Origin of the sequence: Caballeronia sp. INML2 (assembly GCF_023631365.1) — a bacterium.
Classification (GTDB): domain Bacteria; phylum Pseudomonadota; class Gammaproteobacteria; order Burkholderiales; family Burkholderiaceae; genus Caballeronia; species Caballeronia turbans.
This window is the reverse complement of record NZ_JALQDH010000048.1, coordinates 103,925-122,943: the sequence shown is the minus strand read 5'-3', so window position 1 is coordinate 122,943 and position 19,019 is coordinate 103,925. Positions and strand designations below refer to the sequence as shown.

The 19,019-nt window shown below is 62.8% G+C and carries 17 protein-coding genes; 13 read left to right on the top strand and 4 right to left on the bottom strand.

Annotated features, from left to right (window positions below; all coding sequences use genetic code 11):
• Positions 1-11: 11 nt before the first annotated feature.
• The 3 genes from NCT32_RS17630 to NCT32_RS17620 are packed head-to-tail and all read left to right on the top strand — an operon-like array spanning position 12 to position 5,154.
• A complete protein-coding gene (locus NCT32_RS17630) occupies positions 12-764 on the top strand; it encodes a peptidylprolyl isomerase (protein ID WP_061115768.1) in 753 nt (250 codons plus the stop codon).
• 20 nt (positions 765-784) lie between these two features.
• Positions 785-3,844, top strand: coding sequence for a peptidase domain-containing ABC transporter (locus NCT32_RS17625; protein WP_061115769.1), 3,060 nt, complete (start codon positions 785-787; stop codon positions 3,842-3,844).
• The gene (locus NCT32_RS17620; RefSeq protein ID WP_061115770.1) at positions 3,841-5,154 is read left to right on the top strand and encodes a sigma-54-dependent Fis family transcriptional regulator; all 1,314 of its coding nucleotides are present in this window, start codon (positions 3,841-3,843) and stop codon (positions 5,152-5,154) included. Before NCT32_RS17625 ends, NCT32_RS17620 begins: the two co-directional genes overlap by 4 nt.
• 152 nt (positions 5,155-5,306) lie before the next feature.
• Here NCT32_RS17620 and NCT32_RS17615 read toward each other — a convergent pair whose 3' ends face one another.
• Positions 5,307-6,077 carry a PP2C family serine/threonine-protein phosphatase gene (locus tag NCT32_RS17615; RefSeq protein WP_061116072.1) on the bottom strand — a complete coding sequence of 257 codons (771 nt, stop codon included), beginning with the start codon at positions 6,075-6,077 and terminating at the stop codon, positions 5,307-5,309.
• A gap of 105 nt (positions 6,078-6,182) precedes the next feature.
• A complete protein-coding gene (locus tag NCT32_RS17610; RefSeq protein ID WP_061115771.1) occupies positions 6,183-6,512 on the bottom strand; it encodes a hypothetical protein in 330 nt (109 codons plus the stop codon).
• 448 nt (positions 6,513-6,960) lie between these two features.
• On the opposite strand from NCT32_RS17610, the gene NCT32_RS17605 reads away from it, so the two are divergent.
• From NCT32_RS17605 to NCT32_RS17595, 3 genes are all read left to right on the top strand, one after another.
• Positions 6,961-7,461: a lecithin retinol acyltransferase family protein gene (locus NCT32_RS17605; protein ID WP_061115772.1), complete on the top strand. Its 501-nt coding sequence runs from the start codon at positions 6,961-6,963 to the stop codon at positions 7,459-7,461.
• A 36-nt stretch (positions 7,462-7,497) separates the two neighbouring features.
• A complete protein-coding gene (locus tag NCT32_RS17600; protein WP_061115773.1) occupies positions 7,498-7,746 on the top strand; it encodes a hypothetical protein in 249 nt (82 codons plus the stop codon).
• A gap of 177 nt (positions 7,747-7,923) precedes the next feature.
• Positions 7,924-9,030 (top strand): 4-hydroxyphenylpyruvate dioxygenase family protein, encoded by a 1,107-nt coding sequence (locus tag NCT32_RS17595; RefSeq protein ID WP_061115774.1) that lies wholly within the window; start codon positions 7,924-7,926, stop codon positions 9,028-9,030.
• Between the two features lie 33 nt (positions 9,031-9,063).
• Here NCT32_RS17595 and NCT32_RS17590 read toward each other — a convergent pair whose 3' ends face one another.
• Both NCT32_RS17590 and NCT32_RS17585 read right to left on the bottom strand, forming a co-directional pair.
• Positions 9,064-9,477, bottom strand: coding sequence for a cupredoxin family copper-binding protein (locus NCT32_RS17590; RefSeq protein ID WP_061115775.1), 414 nt, complete (start codon positions 9,475-9,477; stop codon positions 9,064-9,066).
• On the bottom strand, positions 9,474-10,463 hold the full coding sequence (locus NCT32_RS17585; RefSeq protein ID WP_250490459.1) for a metallophosphoesterase: 990 nt from the start codon (positions 10,461-10,463) through the stop codon (positions 9,474-9,476). The genes NCT32_RS17590 and NCT32_RS17585 overlap by 4 nt, the downstream gene beginning before the upstream one ends.
• Before the next feature lie 306 nt (positions 10,464-10,769).
• On the opposite strand from NCT32_RS17585, the gene NCT32_RS17580 reads away from it, so the two are divergent.
• The 7 genes from NCT32_RS17580 to NCT32_RS17550 all read left to right on the top strand — a co-directional run bounded on the left by NCT32_RS17580 (position 10,770) and on the right by NCT32_RS17550 (position 18,892).
• Positions 10,770-11,441 carry an RNA polymerase sigma factor gene (locus NCT32_RS17580; protein ID WP_061115777.1) on the top strand — a complete coding sequence of 224 codons (672 nt, stop codon included), beginning with the start codon at positions 10,770-10,772 and terminating at the stop codon, positions 11,439-11,441.
• On the top strand, positions 11,431-12,171 hold the full coding sequence (locus NCT32_RS17575) for an anti-sigma factor (RefSeq protein WP_061115778.1): 741 nt from the start codon (positions 11,431-11,433) through the stop codon (positions 12,169-12,171). The genes NCT32_RS17580 and NCT32_RS17575 overlap by 11 nt, the downstream gene beginning before the upstream one ends.
• A 407-nt stretch (positions 12,172-12,578) precedes the next feature.
• Positions 12,579-13,790 carry an ABC transporter substrate-binding protein gene (locus tag NCT32_RS17570; RefSeq protein WP_409219295.1) on the top strand — a complete coding sequence of 404 codons (1,212 nt, stop codon included), beginning with the start codon at positions 12,579-12,581 and terminating at the stop codon, positions 13,788-13,790.
• A gap of 464 nt (positions 13,791-14,254) precedes the next feature.
• Positions 14,255-15,127, top strand: coding sequence for a branched-chain amino acid ABC transporter permease (locus NCT32_RS17565; RefSeq protein ID WP_061115780.1), 873 nt, complete (start codon positions 14,255-14,257; stop codon positions 15,125-15,127).
• A gap of 7 nt (positions 15,128-15,134) precedes the next feature.
• Positions 15,135-17,078 carry a branched-chain amino acid ABC transporter ATP-binding protein/permease gene (locus tag NCT32_RS17560; protein ID WP_061115781.1) on the top strand — a complete coding sequence of 648 codons (1,944 nt, stop codon included), beginning with the start codon at positions 15,135-15,137 and terminating at the stop codon, positions 17,076-17,078.
• Positions 17,079-17,221: 143 nt separating this feature from the next.
• On the top strand, positions 17,222-17,956 hold the full coding sequence (locus NCT32_RS17555; protein ID WP_061115782.1) for an ABC transporter ATP-binding protein: 735 nt from the start codon (positions 17,222-17,224) through the stop codon (positions 17,954-17,956).
• Between the two features lie 99 nt (positions 17,957-18,055).
• On the top strand, positions 18,056-18,892 hold the full coding sequence (locus tag NCT32_RS17550; RefSeq protein WP_061115783.1) for a shikimate dehydrogenase: 837 nt from the start codon (positions 18,056-18,058) through the stop codon (positions 18,890-18,892).
• The last annotated feature ends 127 nt before the right edge of the window (positions 18,893-19,019 follow it).

Here is a 19,019-nt window from a genome sequence, read left to right as displayed (position 1 = left end):
CGGAGAACGACATGACGGCGATTGTGCGTATCGACGACGAAGTGGTCGACGTCGGCGAATTTGTCAGGTTATTGAAGCTGAACGGCCAGTTCGACGGTCTCATCGAGCAACTCGTGCGCGACAAGCTGACCGTGCGCGCGGCGAAGAAGTCGGGCGTCGCCGTGAGCGACGAGGAAATCCAGAACCGCGCCGATCAGTTTCGCCGCATTCGCGGGCTGCATCGCGCGGCGGACATGAACAACTATCTCGACGCGCTGCACGTGAGCCTCGACGAGTTCGAGGTCTATATCACCGACACGCTCTATCAGGAAAAGATGCTCGACAAGGTCGGCACCGAGCGCGAGATCGAAGAATACTTCCAGCTCAACTCGCCGAAGTTCGACAGCATCGAAGTCAGTCACATCCTGCTCGATACCGAGGGTAGCGCGAAGGAGATGATCTCCTATCTCAACGACGATCCCGAGAGCTTCGCCGAGATGGCGCGCGAGCATTCGCTGGCCGACACGCGCGACGCGGGCGGCGTGATCGGCCGGGTGATGCGCGGTCAGATGAAGCCGGACGTCGAGGCGAAAGTGTTCAACGCGGAAGTCGGCGATCTGCTCGGACCGTTCATTTCCGCGGATGGCGCGTCGTATGAAATTTTCGCGGTGACGGCGAAGTATCCCGCGAAGCTCGACGAAGACGTATCCGCGGAAATCCGCCGCCTGCTGCGCGAAGAGTGGATGCTGGCGCGCGCGCAGGAACATGTCATCGAAGCACGTTGACTGACGGAACGCGACAGAACATGGACGCGCCATCGAGCCTGGATTCCCCCGCCGACTTTCTGTCGTCGGTCGAGATTCTTTCGCCATTCACGCGCGAAGAGATCGAGCATCTTGCGGCCAATGCCGAGTCGCGCCGTTTCGGCTTCGGTGAGACTGTATGCAATGCGGGCGATGCGGCCGACGGGCTCTATATCGTGAAGGCAGGGTCCGTGCGCATCTTCACCGAGGAGCACGGCAAGGAAATCAGCATGGGGGTCAAGAAGGAGCGCGAGACCTTCGCCGATATCGCGATGCTGCGCGATTACCGGCACGAGTCGTCGGTGCGCTCCTCCGGCAAGACCGAGCTGCTGTATATCCCGCGCGCCGCGATCGATCCGGTCATCGCGAAGAATCCCGCCGCGCTCGCGTTCGTGACGAGCTACGTCGCGATCAATTCGGCGGGCGGCTTCGTTGCGAAGCTCTTCGATCTGCGCGGCAAGCTCAACAAGGCGGAGCTCGAGGAATGCGTGCGCAGCGTCGGCGTGAAGCGCGTCGCCGAGGGCAAGGAGATTCTCAAGCAGGAATCGCGCGACGACCGGCGTCTTTATGTCGTGCGGCAGGGCGAAGTGCGCATCGTGCGCGAAGAGGGCGGCGAAAAACATGTGCTCGCCACGCTCGGCCCCGGCGAGATCTTCGGAGAGAAGGCCTGCGTGATGCGTCAGGAGCAGATGGCTTCGGCAATCGCCAGCGCCGATACGCGCCTGCTCGTGATCCCCGAAAAAACGGTGCATTTCATCATCGAGCGCAACGTGAAGCTGCGCGAAGTGCTCGAAGAGCGCATCCGCTTCACCGAGCGCGAACTGCAGCGCCAGAAGAAGCTTGCCGAGCGCCGCAAGTTGCCCGCGATGCTCGACCTGCACACGAAGCCCGAACTGGGCGAGCGTGTGATCAAGCGCTTCGCGTGGGTCGAGCAGGCCGAAGAGATGGACTGCGGTGCGGCCTGTCTCGCGATGATCTGCCGTCACTACGGCATCAACATGACGCTCGGGAAGCTGCGCGAACTCGCCAACGTGACGACGTCCGGCGCGACGCTCGATTCACTCGCCCGTGCGGGCGAATCGCTTGGCTTCACGACGCGCGGTGTGCAGTGCACGTTCGAATCGCTGCGCGGCTTCGAGATGCCGTTCATCGCGCACTGGGAGGGTTATCACTACATCATCATCTACGGCGTGTCGAGCGAGAACGTGTGGGTCGCGGACCCGGCGATCGGCTTCAGGAAGATGACGGTCGGCGAGTTCGAGCGCGGCTGGAGCGGCACGTGCCTGCTGTTCACGCCGGGCCAGGATCTCACGCAAAGGGCCGTGTCGCGCTCGCCGTGGCTGCGTTTCGTCGGTTATCTGAAGCCGTACAAGAAGATCCTGCTGCATCTCTTTCTCGCCACATTCGTGATTCAGGTGCTGGGCGTGATTCCGCCGCTCATCATCCAGAACATTCTCGACGGCGTGATCGTGCATCAGAACGTCAACTTGCTGCACGTGCTGATCGGCGGGCTCGTCATCGCGAGCCTGTTCACGCAACTCATGACGACGATCCGCGCTTACCTCGCGAACTTCATGGTCCGCAACATGGATTTCGCGATGATGTCGCAGTTCTTCAGGCATACGTTTTCGCTGCCCTTTGGCTTCTTTGCGAAGCGCAAGACCGGCGACGTGTTCGCGCGCTTTCAGGAGAATCACACGATCCGCGCGTTCCTCACGGAATCGACCGTATCGACCGTGCTGAACCTGCTGATGATCTTCATCTACTTCACGATCATGTTCCTCTACAACGTGAAGCTCACGTTGCTGCTGATCGCGTTCGTGATTCCGATGATGGTGCTCACGATCGTCGCGACGCCCCGCATCAAGCAGAACGCGCGCGAGACCTTTTCGGCAGGCACGGATGCGCGTTCGTATCTGATGGAAGCGCTCGGCGGCGTGGAGACGGTGAAGGGCATGGGCATCGAGCGCCCGGTGCGCCTGAAGTGGGAGAAGAAGTACGCGAAGTCGCTGGAAGTGCAGTACAAGTCGCAGCGCTTCAATATCGCCGTGGGCCTCTGCAGCCAGTTGCTGAACGCGGCGACGACCATCGGCGTGCTGTGGGTCGGCGCGAATCTCGTGCTCGCGCGCGAACTGACCATCGGGCAACTGATCGCGTTCAACGCCTACATGGGCAGCGTGCTGGCGCCGCTGATGGGTCTCATCAACTTGTGGAGTCTCTTGAACGACGCGGGCGTCGCAATGGAGCGCCTGGGCGACGTGCTCGACATCGAGCCGGAGCAGAAGCCCGAAGACATGCAGCAGCGCGTGATGCTGCCGGATTTGCAGGGCGATATCAGCTTCAACGGCGTGTATTTCCGTTATGGCGAAGGCGACGCGCCCTACGTGCTGGAGAACATCAGCTTCGATATCAAGCCGGGTGAGCTGATCGCGATCGTCGGGCGCAGCGGCTCGGGCAAGACCACGCTCGCGAAGCTGCTCGTCGGTTTCTATGCGCCGAGCGAGGGCAAGATGACTGTGGATGGCTACGATATCAACGTCGTCGACAAAGGTTTTTTCCGCGCGCAGATAGGTTATGTGATGCAGAGCAATCTGCTGTTCTCGGGGACGATCGCCGAGAACATCGCGAGCGGCGACGAAGCACCCGACAGGCGGCGCATCGAGGAAGTCGCGAAGATGGCCGACGCGCATGCGTTCATCGTCAAGATGCCGCTCGGTTATGAGCAAGTGGTCGGCGAGCGCGGCGTGGGGCTTTCGGGCGGACAGATTCAGCGGCTATGCATTGCGCGCGCGCTGTATCACGACCCGCGCCTGCTCGTGTTCGATGAAGCCACGTCCGCGCTCGATACGCAATCGGAAAGCAATATTCTCGGCAACATGCAGGAGATATTGAAGGGCCGCACGGCCGTGATTATTGCGCACCGGCTCTCGACCATCATGCGCGCCGACAAGATTCTCGTGCTATACGAAGGCGGCATCGTCGAGCAGGGCAAGCACGACGAACTCGTCGCGCGAAAGGGCATGTACTACCAACTCGTGCAAAAGCAACTGAGCGCAGCATGAAAATACTCGACCAACCGGAAGGTGACACCAGCGCGCCCGCGTCATCGGCGATTTCATATGCGGGGCTCATCGAGAAGATCGAGATCCTGCGCTCGACACTCAGATGGACCTCGCGTCTCGAGCGGCCCGAAATCGAGAAGCTGCTGCGGCAGGCGAGCACCTTGCGCGACGAAGTCATGCAACTGTCGCACAAGGAGCGCTTCGTGCAGGCGGCTGCCGCGGAGCCGAAGCGCGACCTGCCGGCGGGCGCGCGGCGTCAGGCGCTGATCGAACGCAGTTTCGTGTTCGAAGGCACGTTCGGCGATAACCCGAAGCTGCTCGAAGCGCTGGAAATCGCGGAAAAAGCCGCGCCGACGGATCTGCCCGTGTTGATCGACGGCGAGAGCGGCACCGGCAAGGAACTGATGGCGAAGGTCATTCACGCCAACGGCTCGCGCGCGGACAAGCCGTATATCTCGGTGAACTGCGGCGCGATTCCCGACAATCTGCTGGAGTCGGAACTGTTCGGGCATCGCAAGGGCGCGTTCACGGGCGCGTCCAACGATCGCAAGGGCAAATTCGAAAGCGCGCATACGGGCACGATCTTTCTCGATGAGATCGGCGAGTTGCCTTTGTCGGGACAGGTGAAGCTGCTGCGTGTGCTCGAAGCGCACGAGATTCAGCGCGTGGGCTCGGATGAGCCGATCGGGGTGGACACGCGCATCGTCGCGGCGACGAATCGCAACTTGCGCAAGTTCTGTGACGAGGGGCGCTTTCGCGAAGACCTGTTCTATCGGCTGAGCGTGATTCATCTGACGCTGCCGGCGTTGCGCGAGCGGCGCGACGAGATTCCGCTGCTGCTCGCCTATTTCGGCGATGAAGCCGCCGCGACCCTGAAGCGCAGGCCGGTGAAGCTGTCGCCGAGGCTGCGCGACTTTCTGCGCAACTATGACTATCCCGGCAATATCCGCGAGTTGCGGAACGTGGTGTACCGGATCGCGTGTCTTGCGGGCGATATGGCCGACATCGATCATCTGCCCGTCGATATCCGGCCGAAGTCATCGCTCTCGCTGGCAATGGGCGGGCCGGCCGCAAGCGGCAACGTCATCGCGACGGCGAGTTCGCTGGCGGAAGCGAAGCGCGTCGCAAGCGATGAGGCAGAGCGCGCGTTTCTCGAGCGCGGGTTGCAGGAAACCGGCGGGACGGTCGCCGAGCTTGCCAGGCGGTATGAGATGAACCGGTCGCATCTGCAGATGCTTCTGAAGAAGCATGGGCTGCATTCGAAGGAGTTTCGAGCGGCGGCGCAGAAGAACAAGGAAGCGGCAGAGTAGCGGCCTGACCGCCCAAAGCATCTTGGCGTCGAGTGCTTGTCCGCGTCATTGGCGGATGTGATCCGTATCATCTCGGCGCGCGGTCGGCGAAGATGAAGGACGCCGACGTCGATTTTTTGCAGACTCAGCAACGGCGTCATTCCTGAACGCCGCTAAACCGACGGATTCACCTGCGTCTTGTCCGGCGCCGTCAAATCCTCTGCATGCACGACGACGACTGATATATTGTCGCGCCCGCCGCGCGCCAGCGCGATCTCCAGCAGCCTTTGCGCCGCCATCTCGCAATTCCCCGGCGCGAGTTCGCTGATGATCTCCGCTTCGCTCACCTCGTTCGACAAGCCGTCGCTGCACAGCAGGAACGTATCGCCGTCGTTCAATGCGAGCGTGTTTTCGTCGAGTTCGAGCACGTCGAGCGCGCCGACCGCACGCGTGATCAGATGCTGCGCCGGATGATGCAGCGCTTCCTCCGCCGTCAATTGACCGCGCGCCTTGAGTTCCTCGACATGGCTGTGATCGCGCGTGAGCTGCACGAGGCGCCCCTGCCGTAGCAGATAGATGCGGCTGTCGCCGGCCCACATGTAGCCGCATGCGCCATCGCGCGCCGCGAGCAGCACCACCGTGCTGCCGATGCGCGATACCGTCCGCCGCGCCGCTTCCGCGCGCAACTCATCGTTGACGTCGAGAAGCCGCGTGCGCGCATCGTCAATCACGCCCGTAAGGTCGTTCGCCGCCGATACCCTCGCCAGGCTCTCGATCACCATGCGGCTCGCAAGATCGCCGACCGCGTGTCCGCCCATGCCGTCGGCCACGGCCCACAAGCCGCGCTCGGGGGCGTCGAGCAGCGCGTCTTCGTTGATCTGCCGCACGCAGCCGGTGTCGGTGCGGGCGGCGGAAGTCCATCGAAACTCAGTGTTGAAGGTCACGGCAACCTCCGGAATCCTGGGTGGCGCGGCGTCGGCCGCGCGTCGCGGACGGTCCCGCTCATTGTGAACCAACGCGCGCCCGAAGCGAATCTTGATATGCACCGTTCAACCCGCGCGATTGCCTGCCACCGAGCTCGGATTGACCGTAAGCGTTGCGCCGTTGCCCGTGTTGCTGACCGCGACGTTCTGAAACTGATTGACCATCTGCCCGACCGTGATGTTGGTGATGTTGTTGGTGACTTCATAGACGTTGTTGGTCACGTCGATGAGAGTCACCACGGCGCCGCCTGCCCCTGCGCCGCCCGACGGACGATCCACGTAGGGCGTGATCCAGCCGTACACCCACGGCGCACCGCCTCCGCCGCTGATGGCCGACATCGCCGCGTGATCCAGCTCGCGGTCGTATTCAAGATCGGTGACGGTGAGGGCGCACATGTCGTTTTCTCCGGGATGGGCCTGTGAGCAGGACGTCCGGAGTCAATGCAAGGCCCATGCCGATCCGCGGCCGCCCTAGCGTTTTTCCGCGCGTGGCCGATCGGGCGGCGTTCTCGCGGCATGGGCCGCATCGCGAGGGGTGACATCCGTTGGGTCCTCGCCAACAAGCGATGTTGGCGCAGTGCTGAACAACCAACACATGCCGGCGCTTCCCACGCTCGCAGGCACGCGGCCGGGCGAGACGCGTTCTGGCGCATGCAACCCAACAAACACACTTCGAAAGTGTTGGCTGGCCAAGCACACAACCTCGTTGCGAATCGGCAGCGAACAATGGTTAATCTAGCAAAATCAATAAGTTATGAGGGCTGGCAAGGAAGATGCAAATGACATGGCAACCCGGCGCCAAACAAACACCCTGGCGCCAAGCAGAAAAGCATCGGAGCCAGCCATGTCAACCAACCAGCAATCCGGAGTGATCGACCAGCAAGCCGCCGCGAGCGGTTTCTCGCTCGACGACGAACCGGCGCTCGGCACCGAACTCGTCACGCGCCGCTCGGGCTACGAACACCACGGCATCTATGCGGGCAACGGCATGGTCATCCACTATGCCGGCTTTGCGAAGTCGCTGCATCGCGGCCCGGTCGAGGAAGTCACCGTCGCGCAGTTCGCCGCAGGCCACGAAGTCACGATCCGTCAGAACCCGGCCGCGAAGTTCGTCGGCATGGAAGCGGTGCGCCGCGCGCGCAGCCGCCTCGGCGAAGACCAATACCACCTGCTGACCAACAACTGCGAGCACTTCGTCACGTGGTGCCTCGACGGCCGCGCCCGCAGCCGTCAGGTGCAAGCGTGCTTCGTGCATCCGCGCGCCGCGCTTCGTGCGGTGTCGGGACTGTTCCGCGCCTATGTCGCCGCCGAGCGCCGCCGCATGAACGCGGCGCTCGCAGCCTGAACCGCACGTCCTGCCATCGATTCCGGGGAGACCATCATGCAAACCATCGAAAACTCGCTGCACTGGGCTGTCGACAAGTGGCTCGCCCCCACACCCGCGCGTCCGGCACGCGTCGTGCGTCTGTGCCGCTCGCATGTCACCGGCGCGCGCTATGTGTGCATAGAGGCGCAGCATCCGGGCGGCCCGCTCGCGATCATCTTCTTCCGCCATGACGACGGCACCTGGAACGTGTTCCCGCCGCAGGCGAAGCGTCCGTCGATGAGCGCGCAGCGGCTCGCCGCCTGAAGCGCGTACGATCAAGCCGGCGCGCGTCGGGCTGCCCCGGCTTTGACACGGCAATCCCGCTGCCGCTACTCTAGGTGGACCCATCGCGGCCATTGAAGTCGCCGGGTCGCACGGATGCGGCAGGTCGTGGTAGTTTTGCGTCCGTGAACCAGATCGTACATTTTCGAGGTATTGCCGATGACCCAGCCCGACTCCTCTTCCTCCGCCCGCGCGACGCCCGAATCGACCCTCGGCGACAATCCGCTCGGCATCGCGGGGCTGGAGTTCGTCGAGTTCTCCAGTCCCGATCCCGAGGGGCTCGCCAGGCTCTTCGAGACGCTCGGCTTCGTGCCTGTCGCGCGGCACGTCAGCAAGGCGGTCACGCGCTTTCGCCAGGGCAGCATGAATTTCCTGCTGAACGCCGAGCCGGATTCGTTCGCGACGCGCTTCGCCCAGTCGCATGGCGTGGGCATCGCCGCCATCGGCATTCGTGTGCTCGATGCGCAGGTCGCCCATGAGCGCGCGCTCGAATTCGGCGCGTGGGATTTCGAAGGCGAAAAGATCGGCCCGAACGAACTCGCGATTCCGGCGATTCAGGGCATCGGCGACTCACATATCTATTTCGTCGATCACTGGCCGGGCAAGAACAGCGGCGAGGCGTCGATCTACGATATCGACTTTCGTCCGCTTGATTCGTCATGCGCGGGCGCGGGCGCTGAACCGTCGAGCACCGGCCTCCTGGAGGTGGATCACTTCACGCAGACCGTCGGCGCGGGCCGCATCCAGGAATGGCTCGATTTCTATCGTGAAGTCCTGCACTTCTCGGAGATTCATCAGGTGCACCCGGACTGGCACGTGTCGCAGGATTCGGCGGTCACGCTGTCGCCGTGCGGCTCGATCCGCATTCCGGTCTATGAGGAAGGCACGTATCGCACGGACCTGATGCAGCAGTATCTGCCCGATCACGAAGGCGAGGGTGTGCAGCATATCGCGCTGGCATCGGCCGATATCTTCGCTTCCGTCGATGCTTTGATGGCGCGCGGCGTGCGCTTCCTGCAGCCGCCTGCGCGCTATTACGACGAGATCGGCGAACGGCTTCCGGGCCACGGCCTCGACATCGACAAGCTGCGCACGCGCGGCATTCTCGTCGACGGCGAAATTCTCCCCGATGGCACGCCGCAGCTTTTCCTCCAGACCTTCGTCGAGCGCCAGCCCGGCGACATGTTCTTCGAGATCGTCGAGCGGCGCGGGCATCACGGATTCGGCGAAGGCAACCTCGCCGCGATCGCGAAGGCGCGGGGCTGACCGGACCACCACGCGCGCCGCGGCGGGCGGCGTTCATTGCACGACGATCGTCCCCGTCATGTGCGGATGCAGCGAGCAGAAATACTTGTATGTGCCCGGCTTGTCGAACACGTGTGAGAAGCTCTCGCCGCTGTCGAGCGGATCGGACTTGAAGCTCTTTCCTTCATCGGCGACGGTGTGCAGCATGTCGTCGTGATTCACCCACGTCACCTTCGTGCCGGCCGGCACGGTGAGCGCCGGCCGACTGAACGCGAAGTTGTCGATGGAAATGGTCGGCGCGTTCGCCACGGCGACCTGTTGCGCTGGCTCCTGCGCGCAGGCCGTCGGAATCGCGGCGCTGATGACGCCCTTCACGACGAGCGCAAACGCGGCCTTGCGCAGGAACTTGCCGGCGAGCGGGCGCAGATTGGCAGGCGAGACGTAGCTCGCGATCGTGGCGGCGTTCATGATTGCGCGGCGGCGAGCGCCGTGTCGGTGATGGCAAGCTGCCCGCGTCCCGCGACATGCGTGACCTCCCGCAAGCCGAGCATCGTGCGCAATTGCTCCGCCGGCACCTTCATGGGCCCAGGGCCGGACGGCGCGCCGGGCGCGGGTTGCGGAAACGCGGTCGACATCGCCGAATAGAAACGCATCTCTCCCTCCACTTTTTGCGCCACCTGATGAACGTGGCCATTCAATACCGTCACCGAGCCGAAGCGTTTCAGTAGCGCGAGCGCCTGCGCGCTGTCGTCGGTGCCCCAGCCCCATTGCGGATACAGCGCCCAAAGCGGGATATGCGCGAACACGACGATCGGCGTGCTGCTCGATTTGCCCTGAAGGTCGGCCTTGAGCCACGCGAGCTGCGCATCGCCGAGAAAGCCGAGGCCGCCGCCCTTCAGGTCGATCACGTTGGTGAGGCCGATGAAATGCACGCCGGCCTGATCGAAGCTGTACCAGTGGCGCGTGCTGTCCTTGCCGTACTGCCCGGAAAAGCGTTCGAAGAACGGATTGCCTTCCTCGACCAGCACGTCGTGCTCGCCCGGCACGTAATGCACGTCCATGCCCGCCCGGCCGATGATCTGCGTCGCCGTGTCGAACTGCGCGGGCTTCGACATATGCGTGATATCGCCCGTGTGGATCATGAAGGCGGGGCGCGTGCTCATCGTGCTCACGCGGTTGACCGCTTCTTCGAGCGTGCTCGTCGGCTCGGTGTTCGGGTCCTTGTTGAAGCCGATATGGCTGTCGCTGATCTGCACGAAGCTGGACGAGCTCGTCTTCTCTGCAGCCTCCGCCGACGAAATCAGCCGCGAAACGGGCACGCCGCCGCTCACGGTCCAAATGACGCCGGCACCCGCCCAGGCCATGCAGGAGAGGGCGGTGCGGCGGCGTTTGCCGTGCTCGTCGAGTTCGTCGCGTTCCGGCGCGGGCGGCAGTGCGGTCGGGTCGGGTGTCATGATGGTTCCTCTAGGGATTGCGGCCGCGGTTCTTGTCGTTCGAATCGGCAAAGTCGCGCCCACGGCGGCTCGATGCATGGGCGCGAGGCCGGCGACGTCCGCTCGCTCGGGCGAGGTCGCTTGGGCATCCGTTCATCGAACCGGCGAAGGGGGCGGGATATTCCCGCTATATTTTTTCGAGTCGCTGCCGCAAATGGGAATAAACCGTCCGCGCGGGGAGTAACGGAGGGGAAGGCGCGGAAAAGCAATGCCAGCCGCGCCCGAAGGAATGTTTTCCGAACGTGGCTGTAAAAGGAGACTCGCGCGATGTGGCCAGGCAGGTCGAGAGAAGACAAGTCCGGGCGCCGCGGCCAGGCGGGCGCCGAGGCGATGCACGCGCGCTTCGAGGCGACGGTGATGCCGCACCTCGACGCCGCGTACAACCTCGCGCGCTGGCTGTCGGGCAGTGCGAGCGACGCCGACGATGTCGTGCAGGAAGCGTATCTGCGCGCGTTCCGATTTTTCGGCGGATTCGAGGGCGGCGAGGAAGCGAACGCGCGGGCATGGCTGCTCGCGATCGTGCGCAATACGTGGTTCACGGAATGGCGGCGGCGCGTGCAGCTCGCGGACGCGACGCCCTATGACGAAGAGCTGGGCGGCGACGAAGCATTGCCGGGCTGGTCCGAGGAAGGCGCGGCCGACCCGGAGACGCTCGCCGTGCGCCGCGACGAAGTTCATCTGGTGCATCGCGCGCTGGAGGCGCTGCCGATCGTCTTTCGCGAAGTGCTGGTGTTACGTGAGCTCGAAGACATGAGTTACAAGGAAGTCGCATCCGTGACGGGCGTGCCCATCGGCACGGTGATGTCGCGGCTCGCGCGCGGTCGCAAGATGCTGGCGGGGGCGGTACGCGCGGCACAGGGCGGGCAGGACAAGCCGAGCGTGCGCCTCGTGCGCCGTGCGGGACCGGGACATGCAGAGGAGTCGGGAAATGGACAATAACGACACCGCCTCGCTCGATACGAGGCTCACCGATGGTTCGCTCTATCAGCGCGCACCCGCGCATCTGCGGGCGCAAGTGCTCGCGCGCGTGCGGGAGGAAGCCGAGCGGGACGCCCGCAAACGTGAGCCGGCGCGCGCCGGCAAGCGCGGCTGGAGCGACCTGCTGGCTGCGCCCTGGCCGTTTTTCGGCGGCGCATTCGCGGGCGCGACGCTCTGCGCGCTCGTGCTCGGCACGATGCTGTGGTTCCAGGCGGCGCCGCTCATGACCGGCGTAGCGGGCGCTTCGCCCATTGCGCAGGAGATCGTGTCGAGTCATGTGCGCGCGTTGATGTCGGACCGTCCGATCGACGTGCTTTCCAGCGACAAGCACACGGTGAAGCCGTGGTTCAACGGCCGCATCGACTACGCGCCGCCGGTGATCGATCCGGCGGGGCCGGGCTTCGCGCTCGTCGGCGGGCGGCTGGATTACATCGATCATCGGCCGGTGGCGGTCGTGGTGTATCGCTACCTGAAGCATCCGATCGACGTGTACGTGTTTCCGGAGCGCAAGGGCGACGTGAAGAGCGACGCGAACGACAAGGCGTTCTCGCCGGTCGTCACGCAGTCCGACGACGGTTACGCGCTTGCGCGCTGGAACCACGACGGCATGACGTTCTGGGCCGTCACCGATGCATCGGGCGCGGTGCTGCGCCAGTTCGCTCACGCGATCGAAACCGGTGCGCCGCGCTAAAGAGGTGCATGAAGAAATTCGCTGAAAGAACCTGAGAGTGCGCAAGGTTGCGCGCGGCGATCCTCCGGGAACCCGCGCGTTTTTTATTCGATGCTTTACGCGTATACCCGCTGTCTCTTCGCTTGCCCGTGACTTAAAAAACGCTTCGGGATGCTGTCCAAATCGCGCCTTCGCAATGCCTGTTTTCGCGCCGGTTCATCGCTCTGCACCCTTACGAGGCGTCAGGTGTGCGCTAACGCTCGTGCTCTTCGGGTATGTCCGAATATGGTCATATCCTTACATTTTTCTACACTCGCTCACAGCCTATGTAATCGATAACGCGTAATGCATTTAAAAAGCATTGCTGGCATTTCCCGCGTTGCATGGGACTTCAAATAACGAATCAGGCGACGGAGACACACATGGGAATGAAGATGAAGCTCATTGCGAGCACGCTCGCGTTCGGCGTTTTCTCGTTGGCGCACGCGGCCGATCCGATCAAGATCGGCGTCGATGGGCCGTTCACGGGCGGTTCGTCTTCCATGGGTGTCAGCATGCGCGACGGCGTGCGTCTCGCCACCGCGGAGATCAACAAGTCCGGCGGCGTGCTGGGCCGTCAGATCGTGCTCGTCGAGCGCGATGACGAAGCGAAGAACGAGCGCGGCGTGCAGATCGCGCAGGAACTCATCAACAAGGAGAAGGTCGTCGCGGTCGTCGGCTACATCAATACGGGTGTGGCGCTCGCGTCGCAGCGTTTCTTCCAGGAAGCGAAGATTCCCGTCTTCAACAACGTCGCGACCGGCACGGTGGTGACCAAGCAGTTCGACGATCAGCCCGATAACTACGTGTTCCGCAACGCGGCCGCCGACCGCATCCAGGCGCCGATGATCGTCGAGGAAGCGGTGACGAAGCGCGGCTTCAAAAAGGTCGCGATTCTCGCCGATTCGACCAACTACGGCCAGCTCGGCCGTGAAGATCTGGAGAAGGCGCTGGCCGCAAAAGGCGTGAAGCCCGTGGCCGTCGAAAAGTTCAACATCAAGGACGTCGACATGACGGCCCAGTTGCTGAAGGCGAAGGAAGCGGGCGCCGAAGCCGTGCTGACTTATGGCATCGGGCCCGAGCTTGCACAAATCGCGAACGGCATGGCCAAGCTCGGGTGGAAGGTGCCGCTGATCGGCAGCTGGACGCTTTCGATGGCGAACTACATCGACAACGCGGGCACGAACGGCGAAGGCGCGCGCATGCCGCAGACCTTCATTCAGGAAGCGAATACGCCCAAGCGCAAGGCCTTCATCGATGCGTACCTGAAGGAATTCAAGCCGAAGAACGATCGCATCGATTCGCCAGTGTCGGCGGCGCAAGGTTATGACTCGGTGTATCTGCTCGCGGCCGCGATCAAGCAGGCGGGCACGACGGACGGCCCGAAGGTTAAGGACGCGCTCGAAAGCCTGAACACGAAGGTCGAAGGCGTCGTGATGGTCTACGACAAACCCTTCAAGAAGGGCGATCACGAAGCGATCTCGCCGAACGTGCCGGTGATCGGCGAAGTGAAGAGCGGCCGCGTGGTCTATGCGTATGACGACGACAAGAAAGGCGGCGGGACTTTGCGTAGCAAGCAGGCTACTACTGCTTCTAATTGACCTTAGCACGCCCCTGTGCGGCGCGGCAGTCACTTTCTTTGCTGCTGCAAAGAAAGTAACCAAAGAAGGCAGCTCGATATGCCCGCGGTCACACGCAGTCTGGCCATGCTTGCCATGTGATCGTGGGCTACCTGAGTGTCGCCCTCACAAGAATACCGGGCTTGGATCGCGCACGGTCTGACAAGCCAGCAGTCATAGGGCGCTGGTTCAGCACGCGCTGCCGACAGGTATGGAAGGGACAACATCGGTCTGTACATGCAGTGAGATGGACGCGTTACTGAAGAGGTACGGGCGGACCCGATTGACCCATCGGCCGCAAAGCGGGCTGGAGCCGTTTGGCGCTGATCCTTTCTTTGCTGCTGCAAAGTGACTGCCGCCCCGCACAGGGGCAGTGCCAATGGAGCGACACGAATTCAGGATTTCACAGAAGCGCAAACCGCATCGCACCCAAACGCAAGCCTCCCATGATCCTTCTGCAACTCATCTACAGCGGCATAGCCCTCGGCATGATCTACGCCGTGATCGCCTTCGGCTATCAACTCACGTTCGCCACATCGGGCACGCTGAATTTCGGTCAGGGCGATGCGCTGATGCTCGGCGCACTCGTCGGCCTCACGCTCGTCTCGGCGGGCGTCAACTACTGGCTGATGATTCCGCTCGTATGCCTCTTCGGGCTCGTGCAGGGCGCGTTCGTCGAGCGCATCGGCGTGCGGCCCGCCATCAAGATCAAGTCCGAGTTCGGCTGGATCATGTCGACGATCGCGCTCGGCATCATCTTCAAGAACGTCGCGGAAAACGTGTGGGGCCGCGACGATCTGCGCTTTCCGTCGCCGCTGCCCGAAGCGCCGCTCAACGTGTTCGGCGCGAACGTGCTGCCGATGGAACTGCTCGTCGTCGGCGGCGCGCTCGTGATGATGCTCGCGGTCGAGTTCTTCAACCGCAAGACGATCTTCGGCAAGGCCGTGGTCGCAACCGCGAACGATCGCGATGCGGCGTCGCTCATGGGCATCAACACGGGGCTCGTCATCACCTTCTCGTATGCGCTTTCGTCGCTGACCGCTGCATTTGCAGGGGTTTTGATCGCGCCGCTCACATTGACCGGCGCGACGATGGGCGCGGTGCTCGGCCTCAAGGCGTTCGCCGTGGCGATCATCGGCGGCCTGTCGAGCGGCATGGGCATCATCGTCGGCGGGATGATTCTCGGCATCGCCGAAACGACGACCGGCTTCTACATTTCCACCGGCTACAAGGATGTGCCGGGACTCGTGCTGCTCTTGATCGTGCTCGCGGTCAAGCCCGCAGGTCTCTTCGGCAAGATGGCGATCAAGAAAGTCTGAGGCGGCGATGAAAGCAAAGAACTGGATTGCGGCGCTGGCCGGACTTGCCGCGCTCGCGATATTTCCGGTGGTGTCGGGCAACCCGTACTACATCCACCTCGTCGAAACGATCATGATCTACGCGATCCTGCTGTTCGGGCTCGATATCGTGGTGGGTTATACCGGCCAGGTATCGCTCGGTCATGCGGGGCTGTTCGGCGTGGGCGCATACACGGCGGGCGTGCTGTTCATGAAGCTCGGCATGCCGTTCTACGTGACGGCGCCGCTTTCGATTCTGGTGACGGCCGGCTTCGGTGCGATCCTCGCCTTGCCCGCGCTGCGCGTGTCCGGCCCTTATCTCGCGATGGTCACGCTCGCGTTCGGCACGATCATCCAGATCCTCATCAACGAGATGGATTTCCTGACCAACGGGCCGATGGGCCTCAAGATCCCGAAGCCGATGTTCGCGGGTCACCGGCTCGACGAGGTGCAGTATTACTGGCTCGTCGCGGCCTTGCTCGTCGTGTCGCTTATCGTCGTGCATCGCGTGCTGAAGTCGCATCTCGGACGAGCGTTCGAGGCCTTGCGCGACAGCCCGATCGCATCGGACTGCATGGGCGTGTCGGTCTATCGGTACAAGGTGTATGCGTTCGTCATCAGCGCGGGCTTCGCGGGACTCGCGGGCTGTCTGTATTCATATTCCGAGCAGTACATTTCGCCGAACACGTATAACTTCGAGCTGACGATCCTGTTCCTGCTCGCGATCATCATGGGCGGACGCAAGACGCGCACGGGCGCGATCATCGGCTCGACGGTCATTGTGATGTTGCCGAAGTTGCTCGACGATATAGCGACCTTTCGCGTCGTCGCGACCGCGCTGGCGGTGATCGTCGTCGCGGGTGCGGTGCTCGCGCTCGCGCGCAGGACCACGACGCCGCAGCGCGTGGCGGTGCCGATCATCGGCACGGCGGGTCTTGCGGTGTTTTCCTTCTGGATCGAGGCCTTGACTGACTGGCGCCTCACCATCTTCGGCCTGATGATCCTGCTTGTCGTGTATTACTTGCAGGACGGCATCGTCGGCTTCGTACGCAAGACGCTGAATCTGGGCCGCGTGCGTGTGACGAAGGTCGATACCGATGCACTCGCGACCGACACGCGTGAGGACGATGCGGTGTCGGCGGTCGGAACGCACGGCACCGACGCGATCCTCGACGTGCGCGGCGTACTGATGCAGTTCAGCGGCCTGAAGGCATTGAACGACGTGGACCTCACGGTCAAGCGCGGCACGATTCACGGCTTGATCGGCCCGAACGGTTCGGGCAAGAGCACGATGATGAACGTGCTGACGGGTATCTATGTGCCGACGGCCGGTGCGATCGAATACGAGGGGCAGTCGCTTGCGGGGCGGACGTCGTCGAAGATTGCGCTGTCGGGTATTGCGAGGACGTTTCAGAACGTGCAGCTCTTTGGCGAGATGACGGCGCTGGAGAATGTGCTGGTCGGCTTGCATCACACGTTCAGGTCGAACTTCGCGGATGTCGGCGTGATGAGTCCGCGCTATCGGCGTGAAGAACGCGCGGCGCGTGAGCGGGCGTTCAACATGTTGCGCTTTGTCGGGCTGGAGAATGTTGCTGCGGAGGAAGCGCGCAATCTTCCTTACGGCAAGCAGCGTCTGCTCGAGATCGCGCGGGCCTTGGCGCTCGATCCGCAATTGCTTTTGCTCGATGAACCGGCGGCCGGTTTGACCGCGCCGGATATTCGCGAGCTTGTCGCGATCATTCGCAAGGTGCGAAATCATGGCATTACGCTTGTGTTGATCGAGCATCACATGGATGTGGTGATGAGTGTTTGCGATACGGTTTCCGTGCTCGACTTCGGGCAGAAGATTGCTGAAGGGAAGCCTTCCGAGATTCAGGCTAATGAGAAGGTAATCAAGGCTTATTTGGGGGGGCAGGCTGCTCAGGTGGCTTGATGTTTTCCTTATTCGTGTTGGTTTATTAGCGTTGCCCCACGCGGGGCCGAGCAAATAGACCGACACGAAAACAGGATTTTCACGAAAGCAATAGACGCCCACGCGACCGCCAGAAACCCCGCGGAAACAACAGCGAAAACACCATGCTGACGATAAAAAACCTCCACGCCGGCTACGGCAAAGTAAAAGTCCTCCACGGCATCTCCCTGAACGTGCCGAAGGCAAAGGTCGTAACGTTGATCGGCTCCAACGGCGCGGGCAAGACCACAACCATGCGGGCAATCTCCGGCATGATCAGGCCGACAGAAGGCGAAATCACAATGGGCGTCGGCAGCAACACAAAGCGCATCGACTCGCTCGAGTCGCACAGGATCGCGCGCCTCGGACTGGCGCATTCACCCGAAGGACGCCGCGTCTTCGCAACGATGTCCGTTACCGACAATCTGCTCCTCGGCGCGTTCCCGCGTCTCACATGGTCACGCCCGAAAGGCGACATCAACGCCGATCTCGAACGCGCGATCGAGCTGTTTCCGCGCCTGAAGGAACGGCGCAATCAACTGGCAGGCACGCTGTCGGGCGGCGAACAGCAAATGCTCGCGATGGCGCGCGCGATCATGCTCAACCCCGACCTCGTGCTGCTCGACGAACCGTCGATGGGCCTTGCGCCCATTCTCGTCGAAGAAGTCTTCCGCATCATCGAGCGGCTGAAGGCGGATGGTGTCACGATGCTGCTCGTCGAGCAGTTCGCCGCCGCAGCGCTCAATGTCGCGGATTACGGCTACGTGCTGGAAAATGGCCGCGTCGCGACACACGGCCCGGCCGAGCAGTTGCGCAACGATCCATCGGTGAAGGCCGCCTATCTCGGCGCGAGTCACTGACACTCGAGCAAATGCCGCACTGCGGCAACCGCAAGCCGAACTATCATGGTGACGGGCGCGCGCGAACACGCGAGCGCGACATCCTCACAAGGAGCTGCCATGATCAGCGGCAAGACCACTCTGATTGCTCACCTCGGCTACCCGACCGAAGCGTTCAAGGCGCCGATGATCTACAACCCATGGTTCGACAAACAGGGCATCGACGCAGTCGTCGTGCCGATGGGCGTCAAGCCCGAGGATTACGTCGCGTTCCTGCCGCATCTGTTCAAGCTGACGAACATTCGCGGCGCGCTCGTCACCATGCCGCACAAGATCACGACCGTCGGCCTCATGGATGAAGTCAGTCCGACCGCGCGCATCGCCGGGGCCTGCAATGCGATTCTCAAACGGTCGGACGGCACGCTCGTCGGCGATCAGTTCGACGGCGCAGGCTTCGTGCGCGGCGTCGAGCGCAAGGGCCGCAAGCTCGCAGGCGCACGCGTGCTCGTGCTCGGCAGCGGCGGCGTCGGCTCGCCGATCGCGGCATCGCTCGCGGCGGCGGGCGTCGCGGAACTCGCGATCTTCGATACCAACACGGCTTCGGTCGAAGGACTTGCGTCGCGCCTGCGCGAGCACTATTCCGAGCTGATCGTAAGAACCGACACGAAAGATCCCGAGGGCTTCGACGTGATCGTGAACGCGACGCCGCTCGGCATGAAGGAAACAGACCCGTTGCCGTTCGATATCGACCGCATCGCGCCGGGTACGTTCGTCGGCGAAGTGGTGATGAAATCGGAGTACACGCCGCTGTTGCGCGCGGCGAAGGACAAGGGCTGCGCCGTGCAGGTCGGCACGGACATGCTTTTCGAAATGATCCCGGCATATCTGGAATTCTTCGGCTACGGCACCGCCACCGCCGACGAATTGCGCGCGGTCGCGCAGATCAAATACGCGTAACGAAGCTCGCGCGGACATGAACGCGCATCGTTTCTATACTTCGATTGACCCAGCTTTGATCGACACAGCAGCGCAGACGCTCATCCTCTGACAAATAGGCCGCCTACGCGGCGGCCCGGAAAAAGGC

Bases quoted from the DNA above. Each gene is read 5' to 3' on its own strand.
- NCT32_RS17560 (WP_061115781.1), top strand. From the start codon at position 15,135: ATGAAAGCAAAGAACTGGATTGCGGCGCTGGCCGGACTTGCCGCGCTC.
- NCT32_RS17630 (WP_061115768.1), top strand. From the start codon at position 12: ATGACGGCGATTGTGCGTATCGACGACGAAGTGGTCGACGTCGGCGAA.
- NCT32_RS17600 (WP_061115773.1), top strand. From the start codon at position 7,498: ATGCAAACCATCGAAAACTCGCTGCACTGGGCTGTCGACAAGTGGCTC.
- NCT32_RS17595 (WP_061115774.1), top strand. From the start codon at position 7,924: ATGACCCAGCCCGACTCCTCTTCCTCCGCCCGCGCGACGCCCGAATCG.
- NCT32_RS17555 (WP_061115782.1), top strand. From the start codon at position 17,222: ATGCTGACGATAAAAAACCTCCACGCCGGCTACGGCAAAGTAAAAGTC.
- NCT32_RS17565 (WP_061115780.1), top strand. From the start codon at position 14,255: ATGATCCTTCTGCAACTCATCTACAGCGGCATAGCCCTCGGCATGATC.
- NCT32_RS17585 (WP_250490459.1), bottom strand. From the start codon at position 10,463: ATGACACCCGACCCGACCGCACTGCCGCCCGCGCCGGAACGCGACGAA.
- NCT32_RS17580 (WP_061115777.1), top strand. From the start codon at position 10,770: ATGTGGCCAGGCAGGTCGAGAGAAGACAAGTCCGGGCGCCGCGGCCAG.
- NCT32_RS17570 (WP_409219295.1), top strand. From the start codon at position 12,579: ATGAAGATGAAGCTCATTGCGAGCACGCTCGCGTTCGGCGTTTTCTCG.
- NCT32_RS17590 (WP_061115775.1), bottom strand. From the start codon at position 9,477: ATGAACGCCGCCACGATCGCGAGCTACGTCTCGCCTGCCAATCTGCGC.
- NCT32_RS17610 (WP_061115771.1), bottom strand. From the start codon at position 6,512: ATGTGCGCCCTCACCGTCACCGATCTTGAATACGACCGCGAGCTGGAT.
- NCT32_RS17575 (WP_061115778.1), top strand. From the start codon at position 11,431: ATGGACAATAACGACACCGCCTCGCTCGATACGAGGCTCACCGATGGT.
- NCT32_RS17605 (WP_061115772.1), top strand. From the start codon at position 6,961: ATGTCAACCAACCAGCAATCCGGAGTGATCGACCAGCAAGCCGCCGCG.
- NCT32_RS17550 (WP_061115783.1), top strand. From the start codon at position 18,056: ATGATCAGCGGCAAGACCACTCTGATTGCTCACCTCGGCTACCCGACC.
- NCT32_RS17620 (WP_061115770.1), top strand. From the start codon at position 3,841: ATGAAAATACTCGACCAACCGGAAGGTGACACCAGCGCGCCCGCGTCA.
- NCT32_RS17625 (WP_061115769.1), top strand. From the start codon at position 785: ATGGACGCGCCATCGAGCCTGGATTCCCCCGCCGACTTTCTGTCGTCG.